The following is a 24153-nucleotide window of genomic DNA, read 5'->3' as shown; positions in this document are numbered from 1 at the left end:
CCCGCGCCACGTCCCTACCCGCCCCATGCCCGACCGTCCTGGAAGGAGGCTCGTGATGGCCGCTCGTATCCGGCTCTCCCGCGCGAAGGGGTGGCGCAAGCCTGAGGGTGCCGTGGTGGTCGCCCGGCCTTCGAAGTGGGGCAACCCCTTCACCGTGGCCGAACACGGCGCTGAGACGGCCGTGTCGCTGTACCGCTCGCATCTCGACCAGAACACCCAGCTCGCTGACGAAGCCCGCCGTGAGCTGGCTGGCCGTGACCTGGCCTGCTGGTGCCCGCCGAATGCTCCCTGCCACGCCGACGTGCTCTTGTCCCTGGCCAACGCCTCGGCTACGGCACCGCCGGCCGATGCGCCGTGCTCGGCGTGCAAGGGCACCGGAACCGTCGCGGTAACCGTCCGCGTCGGCCGCCGACACCGCCCCGTCGGCCAGCAGGACGGCATGTGCCTGGCCTGCTTCGGCACCGGCGAAGCCTGACCCGAACGTCCCGCCCGTGACCGCCCGGCCCCGGGCTCCCGATCCCCGAAAGGAGGTGAACCCCGATGGCCCGCACCCTGCGACTGGACCCGATCCTGATTCAGGCGGTGATCGCCGGTTCGCTGTCCTTCGCGCACCTGCACGACATCGCCGACGCTGCCGGGCAAGCCGGCTGGAAAGCCTGGGCCTACCCGATCAGCGTTGACCTGCTCCTGGTCGCCGCCTGGCGCCGCATGCGCACCCTTCGCGCCACCGACCGCCCGGCCCGCGCCGCCTGGACCTGGTTCGTCATCGCCCTGACCGCGTCCGTCGGCGCGAACGTGGCCACCGCCGGACTCCTCGACCTGCACCACGTACCCGCAACCCTGCGCGTCCTGGTCGCCGGCTGGCCCGCCCTGGCCTTCCTCGGCGGCACCCTCCTCGCCCACACCCCACCCACCGCAGTGCCCGCCCCGGCGACCACCGAGCCGCTGCCCGCCACGCCGGCCGATCCGGCATCCCCGGTCACCCTCGACCGCACACCCGCCGCCCCGGCCCCGGCTCCTGCTGGTGCTCCGGAGTTGCCTCCCGCCCCGGCCGCCGCGCCCGCGGTGCCCGCCGCGCTCGTCGTGCACGCCCGGAAGGTCGCCGATGCCCACCAGGCCGCGACCGGCCACCGGATCGACACCGGCACCCTCCGTACCCGCCTGGGCGTACCGCCGGCCGTGGCCGACGCCATCGCCGCCCAACTCACCTGACCCGAAAGGAGACACCGCCATGGCCCGCTTCGAGCGCTTCACCAACGTGGCCCGCATCGGCCCCGTCCAGGTCGGCGACCACCGCGACCGCCACGGACGCAACGCCAGCGTCGCCACCTGCACCGCCACCCGGTGCGGCTGGTCCAACGACTACACCAGCCGCTCAGCCGCCGAACTCGCCGCCCGTACCCACACCTGCACCACCCGACGGAGGTGACCTCGTGCGCTACCCCGACGAACAACTGCGGGCGAACCACCGCCCGGCCAACCTCATCCCGCCCGGCATCCACCCCGGCGACGTCGTCGTGATCCAGGCCCCGCAGCCCTCGGTCGCCGGCCGCATCCTGCTCACGCTCACGATCACCGCCGGCACGGCCCTGGTGATCGTCGTCCTGGCCTACGCCTTCCAGACCATGGCCGCCGCTGCCGCCGCAGCGGTCCCCACCGTGGGCGGCGTCGGCGTCTCGCTCAACCTCGCGCGCAAGCGCTGACCGGCTCCCGGGGCGGTATCAACCGCCAAGTTTCCTCCGCCCCGGGCGCCTCACCACTTCCTGATCCAACGGACCCGAAAGGGACACCCATCATGCCCCAGCACCACCACGCCCCGGGACACATCTGCGGCCACTGCGACGGCTTCGCCACCGCCGCGATCACCACCGGCACCCGCAACCCTGACGGCACCCGCACCACGATCAACGCCAACTGCCCGGCCTGCCGTGGCACCGGCACCGCCCCCACCCGCCGCACCCTGACCACCACCGGCCGGTGACCGCCGTGGCTTCCGGTGTCCTCCGGGTGCTGGATCTGTTCTGCTGCGCCGGCGGGGCCGCTACGGGATACCACCGCGCCGGCTTCGCCGTGGACGGCGTGGACATCGCCCCTCGTCCCCGCTACCCCTTCCGGTTCGTCCAGGCCGACGCGCTGGAACACCTCGCGCGCCTGACCGCCACCGGCGAGATCGGCCGCTACACCCTGATCCACACCTCTCCGCCCTGTCAGGCCGGCTGCACCCTGACGGTCGGCACCAACGCCTCCCGCGACTGGGGCCGGGATCACCCGCAGCTCATCCCCGAACTGCGGGTTCTGCTGGACGCCACGGGGCTGCCGTACGTGATCGAACAGCCCAACGGCCGCGCCCCGGTACGCCGCGACCTGACCCTGTGCGGCGAGATGTTCGGCCTCGGCGTGCTGCGCCATCGCGGCCTCGAACTCGGCGGTTGGTCCACCACCCAACCCGCGCACCCCCGCCATCGCGGCTACGTGCGCGGCTACCGGCACGGCGTCTACAACGACGGCCCGTACGTCGCCGCGTACGGCTCCGGCGGAGGCAAGGCAACCGTTGCCGAGATGCAGCACGCCATGGGCATCACCTGGACCGACGTGCGCCACGAACTCACCGAAGCCATCCCGCCAGCCTTCACGCACTGGCTCGGCCGCGCGTTCCTCACCGCCCGACAGGAGGTGATCACGTGGTAGCAACCGCCACCCTTCCGGCGGGTCTGGACCCGGTCGCCTGGCAGGACTTCCTGCGGGTGGCCGGGCAACCGGGCTTCGACCGCTGGAACGACCAGGTACGCCGCACCGGCGGCTGCTCCGACCCGATCCACCTGGTCGGCTCGACCACCACCCTCGACCGGACTACGGGCCAGGTCCTGTACTCCTACGCCACCACCGGCGAGCCGGGCGGACGGCTCCGGCTCGCCTGCGGCAACCGCCGTGCCTCGCGCTGCCCGGCCTGCGCCTGGACCTACGCCGGTGACACCTACCAGCTCATCCTGTCCGGTCTCGCCGGCGGCAAAGGCGTCCCCGCCACGGTCACCGACCACCCCCGGGTCTTCGCCACCCTCACCGCCCCGAGCTTCGGCCCCGTCCACAACCGCCCCGCCGCCGGCCGCTGCCGCTGCGGAGTCGCCCACCCCGACGGGGCCGCCGAGTTGGGCACGCCGCTCGACCCGGACACGTACGACTACGCCGGCGCGGTGCTGTGGAACAACCACGCCTCCCACCTGTGGCGCTACGTCACCATCTACCTGCCCCGTGAGCTGGCCGCCCGGGTCGGCATCACCCAACGCGAACTGCGCGAACACCTCCGCGTCTCCTACGGGAAGGTCGCCGAGTACCAGAAGCGAGGCGCGATCCACTTCCACGCCGTGATCCGCTTCGACGGACCCGACGGGCCCGACACGACGCCCCCGTCCTGGGCGACCGCCGGCCTCCTCGCCGACGCGCTACGTGCTGCCGCTGCCCGCGCCGTGGTCCACGTGCCCGCCGCCGGCGACCAACCCGCCCGCGCCCTGCGCTGGGGCACACAACTCGACGTCCAGCCCATCGGAGCCTTCGGACACGGCGAAGACCTCACCGAACAGGCCGTCGCCTCCTACGTCGCCAAGTACGCCACCAAAGCCGCCGAGACCACCGGCACCGTAGACCGCCGCATCGGCGAACTCGCCGAACTGGACAAGTGGCCCGACCTGCCCGCCCACACCCGCCGGCTCATCCAAGCCTGCTGGGACCTCGACGCCCTGTACCCCGACCGGCGGCTGTGGGCCTGGGCACACATGCTCGGCTTCCGGGGCCACTTCTCCACCAAAGCCCGCCGCTACTCCACGACCCTCGGAGCGCTCCGCCAGGCACGCGCCGACTACCGCGCCGACCAGGAACGCCGGGACCTCGGCCTGCTCGACCTCGACGCCGACCCGGACGCGTCCACCCTCGTCATCGCGCACTGGACCTACGCCGGCCATGGCCACACCCCCGGCGAGTCCTGGCTCGCCGCCCAGATCCACCGCGACATCACCCAAAACCGCGACACCGCACGCCAAGCACGCCACGAGATCACCGAAGACGAGGGGGAGTGGTGACCATGGACCGACTACTGACCGTCGAACAAGCCGCCGAACAGCTCGGCACCGGAGTGCGCTTCCCCCGGCGGCTGATCGAGGAACGGCGCATCACGTACGTCAAGGTCGGACGGCACGTGCGCATCCCGGAGAGCGTGCTTGACGCCTACGTGCTGGCCAACACAGTGCAGCCTCGTCGCGCTCAGCTCCTCAGGCGGGTGGCGTGATGGCGAAGCGTCGTACGTTCGGGCGCGTCCGCAAGCTGCCCTCGGGCCGCTTCCAGGCGCGCTACCTGGGTCCGGACGGCATCGACCGACCTGCGCCCGAGACCTTCGCCACCAAGCGAGACGCTGACGACTGGCTCGCTGAGCGGCAAGCGGAGCTTCGGCAGGGGGACTGGCGGGACCCGGACGCCGGGCGGGTGGCCTTCGAGGCGTACGCAACCGCCTGGGTCAAGGAACGGCCGCTCGCGCCGAGCACGGCCGAGCTGTACGGGGTCCTGCTCCGCGTGCACCTGGTGCCGACCTTCGGCCGGCTGATGCTCGCGGACATCACGCCGGCCGCCGTCCGGTCCTGGCGCAGTGCCCGGCTGGACGCTGGTACGGGTGCGCCGACCGTGGCCAAGGCGTACGCACTCATGCGGACGATTATGGGGACGGCGGTAGAGGACGACCTGATCCGCCGGAACCCCTGCCGGATCAAGAACGGCGGCACGGTCCACACCCCCGAACGGCCGACGGCGACCATCCCGGAGGTGTTCGCGCTGGCCGACGCGGTGCAGCCGCGATACCGGGCCCTGGTGCTCCTGGCGGCGTTCTGCGGGCTGCGCTGGGGTGAGCTGGTGGGCCTGCACCGGCAGGACATCGACCTTGACGGGGGCCTGATCCGGGTCCGCCGCGCCGTCTCGGAGCTGAACGACGGGCGCCGTGTCGTCAAGGCACCCAAGAGCGAGGCGGGCAAGCGCACGGTGGCCGTGCCGGCCTCCCTCGTGCCGGTGCTCGGGACGCACCTGGAGCTGTACGCCGAGCGGGGCGCTCAGGGTCGGGTCTTCGTCGGCCCGAAGGGGGCGACCCCGCGCCGTAACCACTTCAACCGGTTGTGGCACCGGGCGTGCGCCGGGGCTCGGATCAAGGGACTGCACTTCCATGATCTTCGGCACACCGGGAACACCCTCGCCTCCCGTACAGACGCCAGCACGCGTGAGCTGATGATCCGGCTCGGCCACGGTTCGAGCCGGGCCGCGCTGATTTACCAGCACGGGAGCCAGGAGCGTGAACGGGAGATCGCCGACGGCATCGACGCCATGATCGTGAAGGCGCTCAAGCGCGGTCCCGGCCGAAACGGGCACGTGGCGGGCACGGAGGACTGAACCAAGATCGGGAACGGCAACGGCCCGGGCTGCGGATTTCGTCCGCGACCTGGGCCGTTTCGGTCTGGAGCGGGCGACGGGAATCGAACCCGCGTAGCTAGTTTGGAAGACTAGGGCTCTACCATTGAGCTACGCCCGCAGCGCCTGTGATTCTGGCACATCGCATAGTAGCCGGTCGAACCGGTGGCGGTCGCGGGGGAATAACGGCTGCCCGCGCGTACCAGGGCATGTACTCTACGTGTCGCACCAGCGGGGTGTGGCGCAGCTTGGTAGCGCGTCCGCTTTGGGAGCGGAAGGCCGTCGGTTCGAATCCGGCCACCCCGACCAGCGGTTCCCGGGCGTCCGGGGCGGAGGGCGGAGCCAGGGACCGGGTCGCGGGACGACCCGGTCCGGGACGTTTGTGGTACCGGTAGGATGGGCCGCCGGCGACCCAAGGCACACGGCAAGGCCGTGTACAGCGAGTGGCCCCCATCAACGTAAAGCCCCCAAGGAGACCCAACCGTGAAGAGCGCCGTCGAGACTCTGAACCCCACTCGGGTTCGACTCACTGTCGAGGTGCCCTTCGAGGAGCTCAAGCCCAGCCTCGACGCGGCGTACAAGAAGATCAACCAGCAGGTCTCGGTGCCGGGCTTCCGCAAGGGCAAGATCCCTGCGCGCGTCATCGACCAGCGGTTCGGCCGTGGCGCGGTCCTCGAAGAGGCCATCAACGACGCGCTGCCGAAGTTCTACACGGAGGCGGTCAGCGAGGGTGAGCTCAATGTGCTCGGGCAGCCCGACGTGGACATCACCGAGTTCAACGACGGCGACGAACTGAAGTTCACCGCCGAGGTGGACATCCGCCCGACCATCGAGATCCCGGACTACTCCGGCATCGAGGTCACCGTGGACGCCGTCGAGGTGTCGGACGAGGACGTCGAGAAGTCGCTGGAGGAGCTGCGCGAGCGGTTCGCCTCGACCACCACGGTCGAGCGCGCCGCGGCCGAGGGCGATGTCGTGGTGGTGGACCTGGAGGCCTCGGTCGACGGCAACGTGCTGGAGGACGGCGTCGCGTCGGCCGTCAGCTACACCATCGGCTCCGGCCAGCTGCTCGACGGCATCGACGAGGCCGTCATCGGCCTGGAGGCCGGCGGCAGCGCCACCTTCACCTCCTCCCTCAAGGGCGGCTCGGCGGCCGGCAGCGACGCCGACGTCAAGGTCACCGTCACCGACGTCCAGGCCCGCGAACTGCCCGCCCTGGACGACGACTTCGCCACCCTCGCCAGCGAGTTCGACACGCTGGACGAGCTGCGCGAGGACAGCCGCGGCCGGCTCTCCCGGATGCGGCAGTACGACCAGGCGACCGACGCCCAGGAGAAGGTGCTCGACGCGCTGATCGAGCTCACCGAGGTGCCGATCCCGGAGAAGCTGCTCAAGGACGAGATCCAGACCAGGACGCACAACCTGGAGCACCACCAGTTCCCGCAGATGGGCCTGGACTGGGACACGTACCTGGAGCGCGAGGGCAAGAGCCGCGAGGAGTACGACGCGGAGCTGGAGACCCAGGCGGTCAAGGGCATCAAGACCCAGTTCATCCTTGACGAGCTCGTCAACAAGGAGAAGCTGTCGGTCAACCAGGAGGAGCTCACCGAGCACCTCATGCGGCGTGCGGCGACCTCGGGGATGACCCCGGACCAGTTCGCCCAGGCGGTGGTCGAGGGCGGCCAGGTGCCGATGCTCGTGGGCGAGGTCGCGCGGGGCAAGGCACTTGCCGTCGTGGTCGAGGCGGCGAAGGTCACCGACACCAACGGTGAGGTCGTCGACCTCGAGGACGAGGAGGACGAGGACGCCTCCGGCGAGGGTGCCGAGGACGAGGCTGAGGCCGAGGAGTCCGACGCCGCCGTCGAGGCCGACGCCAAGGCCTGACCCCCCGGGCCCCGGCCCGGGCTCCCCGGGCTTCGCCCCGGCGAGGATGCGCCCCCGTAGGGGCGCGGGGAACTGCGCGCTCAGCCACCGACGGCCTGGGGGCACCCCCGGCCGAAGGTTGGGGGAGGGCGGGAAACAACAGCACCAGCCCCTTCGGGCCGGTGGCCACCCGCGCCTCCGTCGTGGCTGGCCGCGCAGTTCTCCGCGCCCTTGACGGGGCCCGTGCTCGCGCCCACGCGGCGGCAGCCGCATATCGACAGCAGCCCCGCGCCCCTGACGGGGCCCGTGCTCGCGCCCACGCGGCGGCAGCCGCATATCGACAGCAGCCCCGCGCCCCTGACGGGGCCCGTGCTCGCGCCCACGCGGCGGCAGCCGCATATCGACAGCAGCCCCGCGCCCCTGACGGGGCCCGTGCTCGCGCCCACGCGGCGGCAGCCGCATATCGACAACAGCCCCGCGCCCCTGGCGGGGTCCGTGCTCGCGCCCACGCGGCGGCAGCCGCATATCGACAGCAGCCCCGCGCCCCTGACGGGGCGCTTCCTGGCCGGGGCGCAAGTGGCTCGCCAGCCACGAGGGACCACCAGGAAGGGTCCGAAACCGGGGCGCGGGGTACAACCCGGCACCGTCGAGCGCGAGCGACCCGGCACCGCTCAGCGGGAGCGACCCTGCGCCGACAGCGAACAGTTCCCCGTACGGGATTGCCGGGCCCCACCTGCGCGTTAGGGTCCGTAAGTAGGAGGGCGGGGGCGCGGTGCCAGCAGGGGCCGCCCCCGGCCCGGCGAAGACCCAGTGACGGCGAGGCTGCCGTCCGACAACGAGCAGGTGGAATACGTGACTACTCCGATGCCTTCCGCCGCCGGCGAGCCGACCCTCGGTGGCCTCGGCGACCAGGTCTACAACCGGCTGCTCGGCGAGCGGATCATCTTCCTCGGCCAGGCCGTGGACGACGACATCGCAAACAAGATCACCGCACAGCTGCTGCTGCTCGCCGCGGAGCCCGACAAGGACATCTTCCTCTACGTCAACAGCCCCGGCGGCTCGGTGACCGCGGGCATGGCGATCTACGACACCATGCAGTTCATCAAGAACGACGTGGTCACGATCGCGATGGGCATGGCCGCGTCGATGGGTCAGTTCCTGCTCACCGCGGGCACCCCCGGCAAGCGGTTCGCGCTGCCGAACACCCGCATCCTCATGCACCAGCCCTCCGCCGGCCTCGGCGGCTCCGCCACCGACATCAAGATCCAGGCCGAGCAGCTCCTGCACACCAAGCGCCGGATGGCGGAGCTGATCGCCCAGCACTCCGGGCAGTCCTTCGAGCAGATCACCAAGGACTCCGACCGCGACCGCTGGTTCTCCGCCGAGGAAGCCCAGGAGTACGGGCTGATCGACGACGTCATGCTGTCCGCCGCGCACGTCCCCGGTGGCGGTGGCACCGGCGCCTCCTGAGCGCCCAGCGGCCGCGACCGCCCCTCCTTGCAGATTCCTCGAAGCGAAGCTCTTCCCTCACCAGGACGGTGGACGTGAACCCCATGAACTTCCCCGGCAGCGGCCTGTACGAGCGCACCGAGGCCGAGCGCACCGCGGCCGGGCGGCCCGGCGTGTTCGGCGCGGAGGCCCGCTACTACGTGCCGGAATTCATCGAGCGCACCTCGCAGGGCACTCGTACGTACAACCCGTACTCGAAGCTGTTCGAGGAGCGGGTGATCTTCCTCGGCGTGCAGATCGACGACACCTCGGCCAACGACATCATGGCGCAGCTGCTGTGCCTGGAGTCGATGGACCCCGACCGGGACATCTCGGTGTACATCAACAGCCCCGGCGGCTCCTTCACCGCGCTGACGGCGATCTACGACACCATGCAGTTCGTGAAGCCCGACATCCAGACGGTCTGCATGGGCCAGGCGGCCTCGGCCGCCGCGGTGCTGCTGGCGGCCGGCAGCCCCGGCAAGCGGATGGCGCTGCCGAACGCCCGGGTGCTGATCCACCAGCCGTACAGCGAGACCGGCCGCGGCCAGGTCTCCGACCTGGAGATCGCGGCCAACGAGATCATCCGGATGCGCCAGCAGCTGGAGGAGATGCTCGCCAAGCACTCCACCACGCCGATCGAGCAGATCCGCGACGACATCGAGCGGGACAAGATCCTGACCGCCGAGGAGTCGCTGGCCTACGGCCTGGTCGACCAGATCGTGTCCACCCGCAAGACGTCCGTGAGCGTCTGAACCGACGGGTCCTGACGGGCGCAGCCCCGCCGTCTCCCACCTGGCCCTCCTTGGACTCGGCCATCCAGTCCGTCCAAGGGGGGCCCACACGGGGGTCGCGGCAAGGTACCGTCGATGAGAGAAGCACCAGGCTCCGTTGAAGTCGGCGGATCCCAGGCGAAGGGGAAACACCTCGTGGCACGCATCGGTGACGGCGGAGACCTGCTGAAGTGCTCTTTCTGCGGGAAGAGCCAGAAGCAGGTGAAGAAGCTCATCGCAGGTCCTGGTGTGTACATCTGCGACGAGTGCATCGACCTCTGCAACGAGATCATCGAGGAGGAGCTCGCCGAGTCCTCCGAGGTGCGCTGGGAGGATCTCCCCAAGCCGCGGGAGATCTACGAGTTCCTGGAGAGCTACGTGGTCGGGCAGACCCCGGCCAAGAAGGCGCTCTCCGTCGCGGTGTACAACCACTACAAGCGGGTGCAGGCGGGTGAGAGCGGCCGCCCCGGGCATGACGACGCGATCGAGCTCGCCAAGTCCAACATCCTGCTGCTCGGCCCGACCGGCTCCGGCAAGACGCTGCTGGCGCAGACCCTGGCCCGGATGCTCAACGTGCCGTTCGCCATCGCGGACGCCACCGCGCTGACCGAGGCCGGCTACGTCGGTGAGGACGTCGAGAACATCCTGCTCAAGCTGATCCAGGCGGCCGACTACGACGTCAAGAAGGCCGAGACCGGGATCATCTACATCGACGAGATCGACAAGGTCGCCCGCAAGAGCGAGAACCCGTCGATCACCCGGGACGTGTCGGGCGAGGGCGTCCAGCAGGCGCTGCTGAAGATCCTGGAGGGCACCACCGCCTCGGTGCCGCCGCAGGGCGGGCGAAAGCACCCGCACCAGGAGTTCATCCAGATCGACACCACCAACGTGCTGTTCATCGTCGGTGGCGCGTTCGCCGGCCTGGAGAAGATCATCGAGGCCAGGGCGGGCGCCAAGGGCATCGGCTTCGGCGCCACGATCCGCTCCAAGCGGGAGCTGAACATGGCCGACCAGTTCTCCGAGATCATGCCCGAGGATCTGGTGAAGTTCGGCATGATCCCCGAGTTCATCGGCCGGCTGCCGGTCATCACCAACGTGCACAACCTCGACCGCGAGGCGCTGCTCCAGATCCTGGTCGAGCCGCGCAACGCGCTGGTGAAGCAGTACCAGAAGCTCTTCGAACTCGACGGCGTGGAGCTGGAGTTCGAGCGGGCGGCGCTTGAGGCCATCGCCGACCAGGCGATCCTGCGGCAGACCGGGGCGCGCGGCCTGCGGGCCATCATGGAGGAGGTCCTCCAGTCGGTGATGTACGAGGTGCCGTCCCGCAAGGACGTGGCCCGGGTCGTGATCACCGCCGACGTCGTGCACTCCAACGTCAATCCGACGCTCGTGCCGCGCGAACCGCGGATCGTCGGCAAGGGCGAGCAGAAGAGCGCGTAGCGCAGCGCCGCACAGCCCGGCCAGAACTGCCGAGGGGGCGCCCGGGATTTCCCGGGCGCCCCCTTTGACGTACGTGCGCTGGCAGTCGCCTCAGTCGCGGGCCGCAGCGGTTCCGCTCACTTCGACACCTTCGGGATCTCCACCAGCGAGTCCTTGCGGACCTGCGCGGCCAGCGTGGCGGCCTCGTCCATCGTGAGGTTCTGACCGCCGATCGCCGCCTTGGTCAGGTCCAGCGCGGTCACCGACGCCACCGAGCTGTGGTCGGCCCACAGGCACACCGGCGAGGTGAACGACTTGCCGGAATCGGTGTCGCTGTACTTGGAGTTCTGGCACTCCATGACGACGCCGTCGCCGTCGAGCCCGGCCGGCGTGACCTTCTCCGGCTTGCCCACCAGCTCGTTCTTGCCGCTGGAGTCGTCGTCCTTGGCCATCCGGCCGGGCAGCGCGGCGAACATGGCGTCCACGACCTTCTGCGGGTCGGGCACCCGGCCCCACACCCCGCTGAGCTCCAGGACCTTGCCGGTCTCCTCGGAGCCGTCCACGTACGCGCCGACCACCTTCACGGGGGCGGTGACGCCCTCCTTGGAGAGGATGGTCATGTCCTCGGAGTCGAAGCCGTCACCTGAGGTGTCGTCGCTGCTCTTCTTGTAGTCGGTGGCCACGACGGCCGGCGTGGTGAGCTTGTAGTGCTTGTCGTCCCCACCGCCGCCCTTGGTCGCGACGACGACGCCGCCGACGATAGCGGCCACCACGACCACCGCGCCGACGATGATCGCGATCCGCTTGCCGTTCCCGCCGCCCTGCGGCGGCATCGGCGGCTGGCCGTAGCCGTAGCCCGGCTGCTGCGGCACCTGCCCGTACGGCGCCTGCTGCTGGCCAGGGCCCTGCGGGTAGCCGTACCCGGGCTGCCCCTGCGGCTGCCCGTAGCCACCCTGCTGGGGCTGCTGCTGCCCGTACCCGGGCTGCGGCTGGCCGTACCCGCCCTGCTGCGGCGGCTGCTGCGGGTAACCGGGCTGCTGCGGCTGGCCGTAGCCGCCGCCCCCCTGCTGCGGATCCTGTCCGTAGGGGTTCGGCGGCGGCTGGTTGTAACTCATGGGTGTGTCCCCCTCCGTGAACGAGTCAGGCCATCCTCGCCGATGGCATGCCCACCTCCGACAGCGGGGGAGCAACTGATTCGTAACGGCACGGTCCCTGACCGTAGAATTCACCCCGTGACCGACAACACTCAGCGCAGCCCCGATCGCGGGCCGGACAGCACCCCCGAACTGCCGACCCAGTACGTGCCGGCCGACGTAGAGGGGACGCTGTACGAGCGCTGGGTAGAGCGCGGGTATTTCGAGGCGGACGCGAAGAGCGACAAGCCGCCGTACACGATCGTCATCCCGCCGCCGAACGTCACCGGCAGCCTGCACCTGGGGCACGCCTTCCAGCACACGCTGATGGACGCGCTGACCCGCCGCAAGCGGATGCAGGGCCACGAGTCGCTGTGGCTGCCCGGCATGGACCACGCCGGCATCGCCACCCAGAACCGGGTCGAGAGCCAGCTCGCGAACGAGGGCAAGTCCCGGCAGGACATCGGCCGTGAGGCGTTCGTCGAGCGGGTCTGGAAGTGGAAGGACGAGTACGGCGGCCGGATCCTCGGCCAGATGCGCCGGCTCGGTGACGGCGTGGCCTGGTCGCGGGAGCGCTTCACCATGGACGACGGGCTGTCCCGCGCCGTCCAGACCATCTTCAAGAAGCTCTACGACGACGAGCTGATCTACCGCGCCGAGCGGATCATCAACTGGTGTCCGCGCTGCCTGACCGCCATCTCCGACATCGAGGTGGAATACCAGGACGACGACGGCGAGTTGGTGTCCATCCGGTACGGCGAGGGCGACGAGACCGTGGTCGTCGCCACCACCCGGGTCGAGACGATGCTCGGTGACACCGCCGTGGCCGTCCACCCCGACGACGAGCGGTACGCGCACCTGGTCGGCAAGCGGATCAGGCTGCCGCTCACCGACCGGACGATCCCGGTCGTCGCGGACGAGCACGTCGACCCGGAGTTCGGCACCGGCGCCGTCAAGGTGACGCCCGCGCACGACCCGAACGACTTCGCGATCGGCCAGCGGCACGGCCTGGAGTCGCTGACGATCATGGACGAGCGGGCGATCATCACGGTGCCCGGCCCGTTCCAGGGTCTCGACCGGTTCGAGGCGCGCTCGGCGATCGTCGGCAGCCTGCGCGAGCAGGGCCGGATCGTGGCCGAGAAGCGCCCGTACACCCACTCGGTGGGCCACTGCTCGCGCTGCCGGACCACCGTCGAGCCGCGGCTGTCGCTCCAGTGGTGGGTCAAGGTCGAGCCGCTGTCCCAGGCCGCCGGCGACGCGGTGCGCGACGGCCGGGTCGCCATCCACCCGCAGGAGATGTCGAAGCGCTACTTCGACTGGGTCGACAACATGCACGACTGGTGCATCTCACGCCAGTTGTGGTGGGGCCACCGGATCCCGGTCTGGTACGGGCCGAACGGCGAGACCGTCTGCCTCGGTCCTGACGAGCAGCCGCCCGGCGAGGGCTGGACGCAGGATTCCGACGTCCTCGACACCTGGTTCTCCTCCGGCCTGTGGCCGTTCTCCACCCTCGGCTGGCCGGAGCAGACCCAGGACCTGGCGAAGTTCTATCCGACCGACGTGCTGCTCACCGGCCACGACATCATCTTCTTCTGGGTCGCCCGGATGATGATGTTCGGCCTGTACGCGATGGACGGAGTGCCGCCGTTCCACACCATCGTGCTCACCGGCCTGGTCCGGGACGAGTTCGGCAAGAAGATGTCCAAGTCCAACCCCAACTCCGTCGATCCGCTCCACTGGATGGACCGCTACGGCTCGGACGCCGTCCGCTTCACCCTGGCCCGGGGCGCCAACCCCGGGGCCGACGTGCCGATCGGCGAGGGCTGGGTCCAGGGCTCGCGCAACTTCGCCAACAAGGTGTGGAACGCCACCCGCTTCGCGCTGATGAACGGCGCCACCGTGCGCGGTGAACTGCCCGCCGCCGACCGGCTGTCGGCCGCCGACCGGTGGATTCTGTCGCGGCTGAACGCGACCGTCGCCGAGGTGGACGCGCTCTACGAGGACTACCAGTTCGCCAAGCTGTCCGACGTGCTGTTCCACTTCGCGTGGGACGAGGTCTTCGACTGGTACGTCGAGCTGTCCAAGACCACCTTCCAGGCCGGCGGCGAGGCGGCCACCGTCTCGGGCAGGGTGCTCGGCGAGGTGCTTGACGTCACGCTGCGGCTGCTGCACCCGGTGATCCCGTTCGTCACCGAGACCCTGTGGACCACGCTCACCGGCGCCGAGTCCGTGGTGATCGCGGACTGGCCGCAGGATTCAGGCTTCCGGGACCCGGCGGCCGAGGCGGAGATCGCCGCCGTCCAGCGGGTGGTCACCGAGGTCCGCAGGTTCCGCTCCGACCAGGGCCTGCAGCCCGGCCAGAAGGTGCCCGCCCGGCTGGCGCTGGACGGAACCGGGCTCGCGCCGCACGAGGCCGCGATCCGGCAGCTGCTGCGGTTGCAGCCCGAGGGTGACGGCTTCCACGCCACGGCGACGCTGCCGGTGGCCGGCGCGACGGTCGCGCTCGACCTGTCGGGCACGATCGACGTGGCGGCCGAGCGCAAGCGGCTCACCAAGGACCTGGGCGCCGCCGAGAAGGAGAAGGCGCAGGCGGAGGGCAAGCTCGGCAACGAGGCGTTCCTCGCCAAGGCACCGGAACCGGTGGTGGCCAAGATCCGCACTCGGCTGGCGGCGGCCGAGGCCGACATCGCCCGGATCGGCGCGCAGATCGGCCAGCTGCCGTCCGACCCGCCCGACCCGTCCGGCCCGGCGGCCTGAGCGGGAGCACCCGACGCCCGCCGGCGCACCACCGCACGCCCCCCACGGGCCCGTACCGCACCCCGCGGCCGGGCCCGTGGCCGTACCCGCCGCCCCGGCTCCGTAGACTGGGCCGCGTGAGCGACCACCCCCAGCACGGCGGCAGCACCGGCGACGACGCCTTCGACCCGTACGGCGACGACGGCGACGACCGCGAGCAGGCGGCCGATTCCGGCGACCCGCTGGCCGACTCCGACGACTTCGGCACCGACCCGCAGCGCGAGGCCGACTACGCGCTGATCGAGGCCGGCAGCCGCACGCTGCGCACCCCGGTCCCCGGCGTCGCCGGCGAGGACGACGTGCCGCGCCGCCCCGCCGACCCCGAGCTCGACCGGGCGCTGCACGCGGTGGAGGAGGAGCTGCTCGGCCGCTGGCCGGAGACCAGGCTGGAGCCGTCCCTGGACCGGATGACGGCGCTGATGGACATCCTCGGCGAACCGCAGCGCAGCTACCCCGCGATCCACATCACCGGCACCAACGGCAAGACCAGCACCGCCCGGATGATCGAGCGGCTGCTGCTCGCCTTCGACCTGCGCACCGGCCGCTACACCAGCCCGCACGTGCAGTCCGTCACCGAGCGGATCAGCCTGGACGGCGCCCCGGTGAGCGCCGAGCGGTTCATCGAGACCTACCACGACCTCCAGCCGTACGTGGGGATGGTCGACGGCTCGCAGCCGCACCGGATGTCGTTCTTCGAGGTGATCACCGCGATGGCCTACGCGGCCTTCGCCGACGCACCGGTCGACGTCGCCGTGGTCGAGGTCGGCATGGGCGGCAGCTGGGACGCGACGAACGTGGTGGACGGGCAGGTGGCCGTGGTCACCCCGGTCGCGCTCGACCACACCGACCGGCTCGGCGGCACCACCGGCGAGATCGCCGGCGAGAAGGCCGGCATCATCAAGAAGGACGCCACCGCCGTGCTGGCCGCGCAGCCCGCCGACGCGGCGCAGGTGCTGCTCGCGCGGTCCGTCGAGGTGGACGCGACGGTGGCCCGCGAGGGCCTTGAGTTCGGCGTGCTGCGCCGGGAGGTCGCCGTCGGCGGCCAGCTGCTGACGCTGCGCGGCCTCGGCGGCGAGTACGACCAGGTCTTCCTGCCGCTGCACGGCGAGCACCAGGCGCACAACGCGGTGCTCGCGCTGGCCGCCGTCGAGGCGTTCTTCGGCATCGGCAGCACCCACGAGCGCACGCTCGACATCGACACCGTGCGCACGGCGTTCGCCGCCGTCACCTCGCCTGGCCGGCTGGAGATCGTCCGGCGCAGCCCGACGGTGGTGCTGGACGCGGCGCACAACCCGGCCGGCGCCCGGGCCGCCGCTGCGGCGGTCGGCGAGGCCTTCGACTTCACCCATCTGGTGGGCGTGGTCGGGCCGAGCGGCGACAAGGACGTGCGCGGGCTGCTTGAGGCGTTCGAGCCGGTGCTCGCGGAGGTGGTGGTCACCCGCAACTCCACCCACCGGGCGATGGACGTGGACGAGCTGGCGGCGCTGGCCGTCGAGGTGTTCGGCGAGGACCGGGTGCAGGTCGAGCCGCGGCTGGACGACGCCCTGGAGGCGGCGATCGCGCTGGCCGACGACGAGGGCGCCTACTCCGGCGCCGGGGTGCTGGTGACCGGCTCGGTCATCACCGTGGGAGAGGCCCGGCTGCTGCTGGGCGGGAAGTGAAGGGGCGACAGCCATGCGGACGCTGTGTTCGAGCACGCTGATCGGCGAGTTCTTCGTGATCGGCTTCGCCGGCCTCGTCGCGATGAAGCACCCGGGCCTGTCCCAGGCCACGGTGTGGTCGGTGTGCGGCGGCGCGATGCTGCTGTGCGTGCTGCTGTGCGGGGTGCTGACCAGGCCGGGCGCGCTGGCGGTCGGCTGGGCGCTGCAGATCGGGCTGATCGTCAGCGGTCTTGTGGTCGGCGGGATGTTCTTCCTCGGGGCGGTCTTCGCCGCCCTGTGGTGGGCGTCGATCCACTACGGTCGGAAGGTGGACGTGATCAGGGCCCAGCACGAGCGCGCGCAGCAGGACGGCGCGCAGGCGGCCTGAACCGCCCGCCGGTCGCCTTGTAGGCTCCTCGTCATATCCGCTCGTCATACCCGCCGAACGTTCGCAGCCGCACCCCCGTACCGCAGACAGCAGGAGCCGAAACCGTGTCCCAGCGCACCCTTGTCCTTCTCAAGCCCGACGCGGTCGGCCGCGGTCTGGTCGGCGAGATCATCGGACGGATCGAACGCAAGGCGGGCTGGTCGATCACCGCGCTCGAACTGCGCGCGCTGGACCGCGGCACCCTGGAGCAGCACTACGCCGAGCACGTCGGCAAGCCGTTCTACCCGCCGCTGATGGACTTCATGTCGTCCGGCCCCGCGGTGGCCCTGGTGGTGTCCGGCGAACGCGTCATCGAGGGCGTACGGGCACTCGCCGGACCGACCGATCCGATCGCCGCCGCACCGGGCTCCATTCGGGGGGACTTCGGGACGATTGTCCGGGAGAATCTCATTCACGCGTCGGACTCCGAGGAATCCGCGGAACGCGAGATCAAGATCTTCTTCCCCGGTCTGGCCTAATCGGGCGGAAGTTCGTACGACGCCTCCGGCCTGCTGCTTCACGGCCGGGCACCGGCGGCTGACGCCGTGCCAGAAAGGCGGCCGGGGGATTCCCGGCACTTCACGGCATATGCCGTCGTCGATCGGGAACCAATCACCCCGACACGGCGTCACCATTACTGAGGTCTGCTGTGTGTTCTGATGACAATGACGTCGGAACCCCGGCCACGCGCCCCGTCCGGCGCGACTACGATGGAATCTCCGCTCAAGCTCGGGAAGGCCTGACGTATCCACATGGCGAACAACATGTCGTTCATCGGCCGTGACATGGCTGTCGATCTCGGGACCGCCAACACGCTGGTGTACGTCAGGGGTCGCGGGATCGTTCTGAACGAGCCGTCGGTCGTGGCCGTCAACACCAACACCGGCGGCATCCTGGCCGTCGGCTCCGAGGCCAAGAAGATGATCGGCCGCACCCCCGGCAACATCGTCGCCGTGCGGCCGCTGAAGGACGGCGTGATCGCCGACTTCGAGATCACCGAGCGCATGCTGCGCTACTTCATCCTGAAGATCCACAAGCGGCGCTACATGGTCCGCCCGCGGGTCGTGGTCTGCGTGCCCTCCGGCATCACAGGAGTGGAGCGCCGTGCCGTCATCGAGGCGGCCACCCAGGCCGGCGCGCGGACCGTGCACATCATCGAGGAGCCGATGGCGGCCGCGATCGGCGCCGGCCTGCCGGTGCACGAGGCCACCGGCAACATGGTGGTGGACATCGGCGGCGGCACCACCGAGGTCGCGGTGATCAGCCTCGGCGGCATCGTCACCGCCCAGTCCATCCGGGTGGCCGGCGACGAGCTGGACAACGCGATCATCCAGCACATCAAGAAGGAGTACAGCCTGCTCCTCGGTGAGCGCACCTCGGAGCAGATCAAGCTCACCATCGGCTCCGCCTTCGACCCGAAGCCGGAGAAGGACGAGCACACCGAGATCCGCGGCCGCGACCTGGTCAGCGGGCTCCCCAAGACCGTGGTCATCTCCGCGGCCGAGGTCCGCAGGGCCATCGAGGAGCCGGTCAACGCGATCGTCGACGCGGTGAAGACCACGCTGGACAAGTGCCCGCCGGAGCTGTCCGGCGACATCATGGACCGCGGCATCGTGCTGGCCGGCGGCGGCGCGCTGCTGCGCGGCCTGGACGAGCGGCTGCGGCACGAGACCGGCATGCCGATCCACATCGCCGAGGCGCCGCTCGACTGCGTCGCGCTCGGCGCGGGCAAGTGCGTGGAGGAGTTCGAGGCGCTGCAGCAGGTGCTCGACGCCACCCCGCGTGGCCGCAGATGACGCACCCGTAACACTCCGGTTCCGTACCGTCCGTGCGCGTGGGGGCTCCGCCCGGACAGCGGCGGGCACCCGGCACACCAGCTTCGACCCGGCCGCGGCCCGTAGCGGCGGCGGGTCCGATGAGGAAGGCACGGACTGGCGCCCGTGAGGGACACAAAGGAGAGCCGGCTTCTGCTGGTGCTGCTGGTGGTGATCGCGTTCGCGCTGATCACCGTGGACATCCGGGGCGGTGAGGACTCACCGCTGGACCGGCCACGGCAGGCGGCCCAGTCCGTGTTCGGCCCGATCGAGCGGGGCGTGTCCGGCGCCGTCGATCCGGTGGGCAACGCCATACAGGCCGTCCGCGACTCGGGCGGCCGCAGCAGCACCATCGACCGCCTGCAACGCGAGAACGAGGCGCTCAAGCAGCAGCTCGGCAGCAAGGACATCACCCGCAACAAGGCGCAGGAGCTGGACAAGCTGCTGAAGACCGCCGGCGCCGGGCAGTACACGATCAAGGGCGCCCAGGTGATCGCCATAGGAGCGGCCCAGGGCTTCTCCTGGACGGTCACCATCGACGCCGGCAGCCATGACGGCATCGCCCGCGACATGACGGTGCTCAACGGTGACGGGCTGGTCGGCCGGGTCACCACCGTCGGCCCCTCCACGTCCACCGTGCTGCTCGCCAACGACCCGGACTTCACCGTCGGCACCCGGCTTGAGGGCTCCATGGAGCTGGGCTTCGCCACCGGCCAGGGCGACCGGCCGATGCGGGTGCAGCTGCTCAACGGCAAGGCCGACGTGCACAAGGGCGACCGGCTGGTCACCTTCGGCTCGCAGGCCGGCAAGCCGTTCGTACCGGGCGTCCCGGTCGGCAAGATCGTCGGCATCGACCCGTCGGGCGGCAACCTGACCAAGACCATCCAGGTGCAGCCCTACGTCGGCTTCACCCGGCTCGACGTGGTCGGCGTCGTCGTGGTCGCGCCCCGCACCGACCCGCGGGACAGCGTGCTGCCCGCCAGGCCGACCCCGCCGGCCGCCAAGCCGCCGGCCAAACCGGCCACCACCGGCAAGCCGAACCCGGGCGGCACGCCCAACCCGAACGGCACACCGAATCCAGGCGGCACACCCAACCCAGGCGGCACGCCGAACCCGAACACCACCGGCGCCGGCCTGCCGGCGGGCACGACCGACCCGAACGCCAAGAACACCAGCGGCAGGGGCTGACCCATGCGTCTGAACCGGATTGTGCTCCCCACCGTCCTCGTCGTCGTCGCGATGGTCGCCCAGGTCAGCGTGCTGGCCCGGCTGCACCTGCCGGGTGCGGTGCCGGACGTGCTGCTGCTCACCGTGCTCGGCCTGGCCCTCACCTACGGCCATGTGTCCGGCTGCCTGATCGGCTTCTTCGCCGGCCTGCTCGCCGACCTCGCGCCGCCGGCCGACCACGCGGTGGGCCGGTACGCCCTGGTGCTGTGCGTGATCGGCTACGTGGCCGGGCTGTTCAAGCCGGAGAGCGGCCAACTGCGCACCGCGGCCGGGCCGATGCTGGTCGTGATCGGCGCGGCCGTCGGCACCACCGTGCTCTACGCGGCCGTCGGCTCGCTGGTCGGCGACACCGCGGGCGCCCATGTGGGCCTGGCCAAGCTGGTCCTCACCGCCACCCTGTACGACCTGCTGCTCGCCCCGTTCCTGGTGCCACTGGTGATGGCGCTGGCCAGACGGTTCGACCGCGATCCGATGACCGAGGACCCGGCCGGCGGCTTCGGCGGCACCCGCAGCAGCGGCGGCAGCCGGGGCGGCGGGCTCGGCGGCAGCCGCGGCGGCCTCGGCGGCCGGCTCGGCATCCGCGGCGGGATGCGCAGCCGCGGCACCGCGGCGCGCGGCGGGATGTTCGGCCGTAGCGGCGGCAAGGTGGCGAAGCTGAACTCGATGCCCAGGGGGCAGCGGTGAGCAACATCCCGGAGACCGGCAGGACCCCTCGGGTCACCATCCGGCTGGTGGTCCTGCAGGTCCTGGTCCTGTCGCTGCTGATCACCCTGGGCGGCCGGCTGTGGTTCCTGCAGATCCGCAACGGCCAGGAGTACGACCAGAAGGCCGCCAACAACCACATCCAGCAGGTCGTCACCCCCGCCGTGCGCGGCTCGATCCTCGACGACCGCGGGGTGCCGCTGGCCGACAACGAGACCCGGCTGGTGGTCTCCGCCAACCGCACCGATCTGCTGAAGCAGGCCGACGACGGGCAGGCCGTACTGGCCAGGCTGGCCGGCGTGCTCGGGATGAAGCCCAAGGACGTGCAGGACAAGGTCCGGCTGTGCGACGCCAAGACGCCGCAGCCCTGCTGGAACGGTTCTCCCTACCAGCCGATCCCGGTCTCCGACTCCGCCACCACCCAGCAGGCGCTGCAGATCATGGAGCGCCGCGAGGACTTCCCCGGCATCACCGCCGAGCCCACCGCCGTACGCCGCTACCCGGCGCCGTCCCAGGCCAACACCGCGCAGGTGCTCGGCTACCTGTCGCCGGTCACCGACGACGAGCTGACCGCCTCGGAGAAGACCAAGAACCCGCTGCTGCGCTCGGACCAGATCGGCCGGTCGGGCCTGGAGAACACCTACGACTCCGAGCTGCGCGGCAAGGCCGGCGTGACCCGCTACGAGGTGGACAACCTCGGCCGGGTGATCGGCAAGGCCGGCGACACCCCGGAGGAGCCCGGCAGCAACCTGGTCACCAGCATCGACTCCCGGGTGCAGGCGGTCACCGAGAAGGAGCTCAACGCGGCGATGGTGGCCGCCCGCAAGACGTACGACACCGTCAGCCACGAGAACTACAAGGCGGACTCCGGCGCCGCGGTCGTGATGGACAACCACACCGGCCAGATCATCGCGATGGCCAGCGCCCCCACCTACGACCCGAACGAGTGGGTCGGCGGCATCTCCGTCAAGGCGTACGCGCAGCTGAACGACAAGAAGTCCAACTACCCGCTGCTGAACCGGGCCACCCAGGGCCAGTCCGCGCCCGGCTCCACGTTCAAGGTGATCTCCACCACCGCGGCGCTCAACGCCGGCTACGCCCCGGACGGCGGCTACGACTGCTCCTCGTCGATGACCATCGGCAACCAGGTGTTCAAGAACTTCGAGAACGAGAGCTTCGGCCCGATCTCGCTCGGCCGGGCCCTCGAGGTGTCCTGCGACACCGTCTTCTACGGCATCGCCTACAAGGAATGGCTCAAGGACGGCGGCACCAACCCCAAGCACCCCAAGGACTGGTTCTTCAAGACCGCCCACCAGTTCGGCCTGGGCGCCAAGACCGGGGTGGACCTGCCGGGCGAGGTCACCGGACGGGTGCCGGACCGCAAGTGGAAGCAGGACTACTACGACCAGATGAAGGACTACTGGTGCAAGATCGCCAAGACCAGTAAGAAGACCGACCTGGGGACCGAGATCGCCAAGGAGAACTGCCCCGACGGCTACGTCGTGCGCGCCGGTGACTCCGTCAACTACGCGATCGGCCAGGGCGACACGCTGGTCACCCCGGTGCAGATGGCCCGGATCTACGCGGCCATCGCCAACGGCGGCACCCTGTACCAGCCGGCCATAGGGAAGGCCGTGGTCAGCGCCGACGGCAAGACCGTCACGCCGATCAAGCCGGTCGTGACCGGCAAGCTGCCCGACACCAAGGCCGACCTGAACTACATGAACACCGCGCTGGCCAACGTCGTCACCCAGGGCACCGCCGACTGGAAGTTCGGCGGCTGGCCGCAGACCAAGATCCCGCTGCACGCCAAGACCGGTACCGCCGAGGTCGCGGGCAAGCAGACCACGTCCTGGTTCGACACGTACACCAAGGACTACACGATCGTCATGACGATCTCCCAGGGCGGCACCGGCTCCGGCGGTTCCGGTGAGGCCGTCCGCCGGATCTACGAGGCGATGTACGGCATCAAGAAGGACAGCGGCGAGATCGACCCGAAGAAGGGCCTGATGCCGCAGCCGGTCACCACACTGCCGAAGATCTCCTCCGACGGCGCGGTGGTCAAGTCCGCCTCGTACGAGACCGTGACGGCCGCCCCCGGCCTGCCGGCCGCCACCGTGGCCGCGGGGCCGCCGCCGGCCGCGCTCACCCCGACCGACACATCGAAGCTGCTGTACGGCAGAAAGTCCTGGTCATGACCGCCAACGGCTATACGATCCGGCGCTTCACCCCCGAGCGCTCGGCCCTGGGCAAGCTCTTCGCCCGGGACTCGATAGTGCGCCGGATGGACTGGGTGCTGCTGTTCGCCGCCCTCGCGCTGTGCGGCCTCGGCACGCTGCTGGTGTACTCCGCGACCCGCGGGCGCACCAGCCTCACCCACGGCGACCAGTACTACTTCCTGATCCGGCACCTGATGAACGCCGGCATCGGCTCCGCCCTCGGCATCGGCGCGGTCGTCATAGGGCACCGGCGGATGCGCAACATCGTGCCGTTCTTCTACGTGCTGTCGATCCTGGGCATCCTGGCGGTGCTCAGCCCGCTCGGCTCGACGATCAACGGCGCGCACGCCTGGATCGTGATCGGCGGCGGCTTCTCGATCCAGCCCGCCGAGTTCGTGAAGGTCTCGATCATCATCGGCATGGCGCTGGTGCTGTCCGCCCGGGTGGACGCCGGAGACCAGGAGCACCCCGACCACCGCACGGTGCTCAAGTCGCTCGGCATCGCCGCACTGCCCGTGCTGATCATCATGATGATGCCGGACCTCGGCTCGGTGATGGTGCTCGGCGCGATCGTGCTCGGCGTGCTGCTGGCCTCCGGCGCGGCCAGCCGCTGGGTGTTCGGCCTGATCGCCACCGGCATCGTCGGCGCGATACTGGTCTGGCAGCTCGGCATCCTCGACAAGTACCAGATCGACCGGTTCGCGGCCTTCGCCAACCCCGCGCTCGACCCGGCGGGCGTCGGCTACAACACCAGCCAGGCCAGGATCGCGATCGGCTCCGGCGGACTGCTCGGCAAGGGACTGTTCCACGGCAGCCAGACCACCGGCCAGTTCGTGCCCGAGCAGCAGACCGACTTCGTCTTCTCGGTGGCCGGTGAGGAGCTGGGCTTCGTCGGCGCGCTGCTGATCATCGTGCTGATCGGCGTCATCCTGTGGCGCGCCTGCTCGATCGCCCGCAACGCGACCGACCTGTACGGCACGATCGTCGCGGCCGGCATCGTGGCGTGGTTCGCGTTCCAGTCCTTCGAGAACATCGGGATGACGCTGGGCATCATGCCGGTCGCGGGCATCCCACTGCCCTTCGTGTCGTACGGCGGATCGTCGATGTTCGCGAACTGCGTGGCCATAGGGCTGTTGCAGTCGGTGAAGATGCAGCGCCCCATGTCGGCGTAGCCGGCTCCCTGACCCCGGCCTCCGACGGCGGCCGGGGTTGC

The 24153-nt window shown here is 70.6% G+C and carries 22 protein-coding genes, 2 tRNA genes and 1 pseudogene; 23 read left to right on the top strand and 2 right to left on the bottom strand.

The genetic code is table 11. The features are described 5' to 3' along the window. Positions 1–25 precede the first annotated feature (25 nt). The 9 genes and pseudogenes from ACQPW6_RS10755 to ACQPW6_RS10715 all read left to right on the top strand — a co-directional run. Positions 26–298, top strand: a pseudogene (locus ACQPW6_RS10755) (DUF4326 domain-containing protein); the annotation flags it as partial. A gap of 242 nt (positions 299–540) precedes the next feature. Then, a complete protein-coding gene (locus ACQPW6_RS10750; protein WP_433889345.1) occupies positions 541–1212 on the top strand; it encodes a DUF2637 domain-containing protein in 672 nt (223 codons plus the stop codon). A 19-nt stretch (positions 1213–1231) separates the two neighbouring features. Then, a complete protein-coding gene (locus ACQPW6_RS10745; RefSeq protein WP_433889344.1) occupies positions 1232–1429 on the top strand; it encodes a mobile element transfer protein in 198 nt (65 codons plus the stop codon). A gap of 4 nt (positions 1430–1433) precedes the next feature. Further along, on the top strand, positions 1434–1703 hold the full coding sequence (locus tag ACQPW6_RS10740) for a hypothetical protein (RefSeq protein ID WP_433889343.1): 270 nt from the start codon (positions 1434–1436) through the stop codon (positions 1701–1703). 92 nt (positions 1704–1795) lie between these two features. Further along, complete coding sequence (locus tag ACQPW6_RS10735) at positions 1796–1981, top strand: hypothetical protein (RefSeq protein WP_433889342.1); 186 nt, start codon at positions 1796–1798, stop codon at positions 1979–1981. Further along, entirely contained in the window at positions 1978–2688 is a 711-nt protein-coding gene (locus ACQPW6_RS10730) for a DNA methylase (RefSeq protein WP_433889341.1), read from the top strand. The genes ACQPW6_RS10735 and ACQPW6_RS10730 overlap by 4 nt, the downstream gene beginning before the upstream one ends. After that, a complete protein-coding gene (gene repSA, locus ACQPW6_RS10725; protein ID WP_433889340.1) occupies positions 2682–4073 on the top strand; it encodes a replication initiator protein RepSA in 1392 nt (463 codons plus the stop codon). The genes ACQPW6_RS10730 and repSA overlap by 7 nt, the downstream gene beginning before the upstream one ends. A gap of 2 nt (positions 4074–4075) precedes the next feature. After that, positions 4076–4279 carry an excisionase family DNA-binding protein gene (locus tag ACQPW6_RS10720; protein ID WP_433889339.1) on the top strand — a complete coding sequence of 68 codons (204 nt, stop codon included), beginning with the start codon at positions 4076–4078 and terminating at the stop codon, positions 4277–4279. Then, positions 4279–5421, top strand: a complete 1143-nt coding sequence (locus ACQPW6_RS10715; protein WP_433889338.1) for a tyrosine-type recombinase/integrase — start codon at positions 4279–4281, stop codon at positions 5419–5421. Before ACQPW6_RS10720 ends, ACQPW6_RS10715 begins: the two co-directional genes overlap by 1 nt. 65 nt (positions 5422–5486) lie before the next feature. Here the strand turns inward: ACQPW6_RS10715 and ACQPW6_RS10710 are convergent. Further along, positions 5487–5560 (bottom strand) — tRNA-Gly (locus ACQPW6_RS10710). Between the two features lie 111 nt (positions 5561–5671). Between ACQPW6_RS10710 and ACQPW6_RS10705 the strand changes: the two genes are divergently transcribed. The 5 genes from ACQPW6_RS10705 to clpX all read left to right on the top strand — a co-directional run bounded on the left by ACQPW6_RS10705 (position 5672) and on the right by clpX (position 11003). After that, positions 5672–5748, top strand: a tRNA-Pro gene (locus ACQPW6_RS10705). Between the two features lie 174 nt (positions 5749–5922). Further along, on the top strand, positions 5923–7323 hold the full coding sequence (tig, locus tag ACQPW6_RS10700; protein WP_433889337.1) for a trigger factor: 1401 nt from the start codon (positions 5923–5925) through the stop codon (positions 7321–7323). Positions 7324–8166: 843 nt separating this feature from the next. Further along, a complete protein-coding gene (locus ACQPW6_RS10695; protein ID WP_433894493.1) occupies positions 8167–8772 on the top strand; it encodes an ATP-dependent Clp protease proteolytic subunit in 606 nt (201 codons plus the stop codon). Between the two features lie 83 nt (positions 8773–8855). Continuing rightward, entirely contained in the window at positions 8856–9545 is a 690-nt protein-coding gene (locus ACQPW6_RS10690; protein WP_433894492.1) for an ATP-dependent Clp protease proteolytic subunit, read from the top strand. 174 nt (positions 9546–9719) lie between these two features. After that, positions 9720–11003, top strand: coding sequence for an ATP-dependent Clp protease ATP-binding subunit ClpX (gene clpX / locus ACQPW6_RS10685; RefSeq protein ID WP_433889336.1), 1284 nt, complete (start codon positions 9720–9722; stop codon positions 11001–11003). Positions 11004–11119: 116 nt separating this feature from the next. On the opposite strand, the gene ACQPW6_RS10680 is transcribed toward clpX, so the two are convergent. After that, a complete protein-coding gene (locus ACQPW6_RS10680) occupies positions 11120–12097 on the bottom strand; it encodes a hypothetical protein (RefSeq protein ID WP_433889335.1) in 978 nt (325 codons plus the stop codon). 117 nt (positions 12098–12214) lie between these two features. On the opposite strand from ACQPW6_RS10680, the gene ACQPW6_RS10675 reads away from it, so the two are divergent. The 9 genes from ACQPW6_RS10675 to rodA all read left to right on the top strand — a co-directional run bounded on the left by ACQPW6_RS10675 (position 12215) and on the right by rodA (position 24112). Next, positions 12215–14872, top strand: a complete 2658-nt coding sequence (locus ACQPW6_RS10675; RefSeq protein WP_433889334.1) for a valine--tRNA ligase — start codon at positions 12215–12217, stop codon at positions 14870–14872. Between the two features lie 221 nt (positions 14873–15093). Beyond that, the gene (gene folC / locus ACQPW6_RS10670) at positions 15094–16572 is read left to right on the top strand and encodes a bifunctional tetrahydrofolate synthase/dihydrofolate synthase (protein WP_433894491.1); all 1479 of its coding nucleotides are present in this window, start codon (positions 15094–15096) and stop codon (positions 16570–16572) included. A 13-nt stretch (positions 16573–16585) separates the two neighbouring features. Continuing rightward, positions 16586–16939 (top strand): DUF4233 domain-containing protein, encoded by a 354-nt coding sequence (locus tag ACQPW6_RS10665; protein WP_433889333.1) that lies wholly within the window; start codon positions 16586–16588, stop codon positions 16937–16939. 104 nt (positions 16940–17043) lie between these two features. Beyond that, complete coding sequence (gene ndk, locus ACQPW6_RS10660; RefSeq protein ID WP_433889332.1) at positions 17044–17457, top strand: nucleoside-diphosphate kinase; 414 nt, start codon at positions 17044–17046, stop codon at positions 17455–17457. Between the two features lie 285 nt (positions 17458–17742). Continuing rightward, complete coding sequence (locus tag ACQPW6_RS10655; RefSeq protein ID WP_433894490.1) at positions 17743–18774, top strand: rod shape-determining protein; 1032 nt, start codon at positions 17743–17745, stop codon at positions 18772–18774. Between the two features lie 144 nt (positions 18775–18918). Then, positions 18919–19980: a rod shape-determining protein MreC gene (gene mreC, locus ACQPW6_RS10650; protein WP_433889331.1), complete on the top strand. Its 1062-nt coding sequence runs from the start codon at positions 18919–18921 to the stop codon at positions 19978–19980. A 3-nt stretch (positions 19981–19983) separates the two neighbouring features. Further along, positions 19984–20703: a rod shape-determining protein MreD gene (gene mreD, locus ACQPW6_RS10645; RefSeq protein WP_433889330.1), complete on the top strand. Its 720-nt coding sequence runs from the start codon at positions 19984–19986 to the stop codon at positions 20701–20703. Continuing rightward, complete coding sequence (gene mrdA, locus ACQPW6_RS10640; protein ID WP_433889329.1) at positions 20700–22919, top strand: penicillin-binding protein 2; 2220 nt, start codon at positions 20700–20702, stop codon at positions 22917–22919. The genes mreD and mrdA overlap by 4 nt, the downstream gene beginning before the upstream one ends. Beyond that, positions 22916–24112, top strand: a complete 1197-nt coding sequence (rodA, locus tag ACQPW6_RS10635) for a rod shape-determining protein RodA (protein WP_433889328.1) — start codon at positions 22916–22918, stop codon at positions 24110–24112. Before mrdA ends, rodA begins: the two co-directional genes overlap by 4 nt. Positions 24113–24153 lie beyond the last annotated feature (41 nt).

Source organism: Streptomyces sp. CA-111067 (assembly GCF_050956065.1).
Taxonomy (GTDB): Bacteria; Actinomycetota; Actinomycetes; order Streptomycetales; family Streptomycetaceae; genus Actinacidiphila.
Note: the sequence above shows the minus strand (reverse complement) of the source record. Positions and strands in the feature narration are given on the sequence as shown.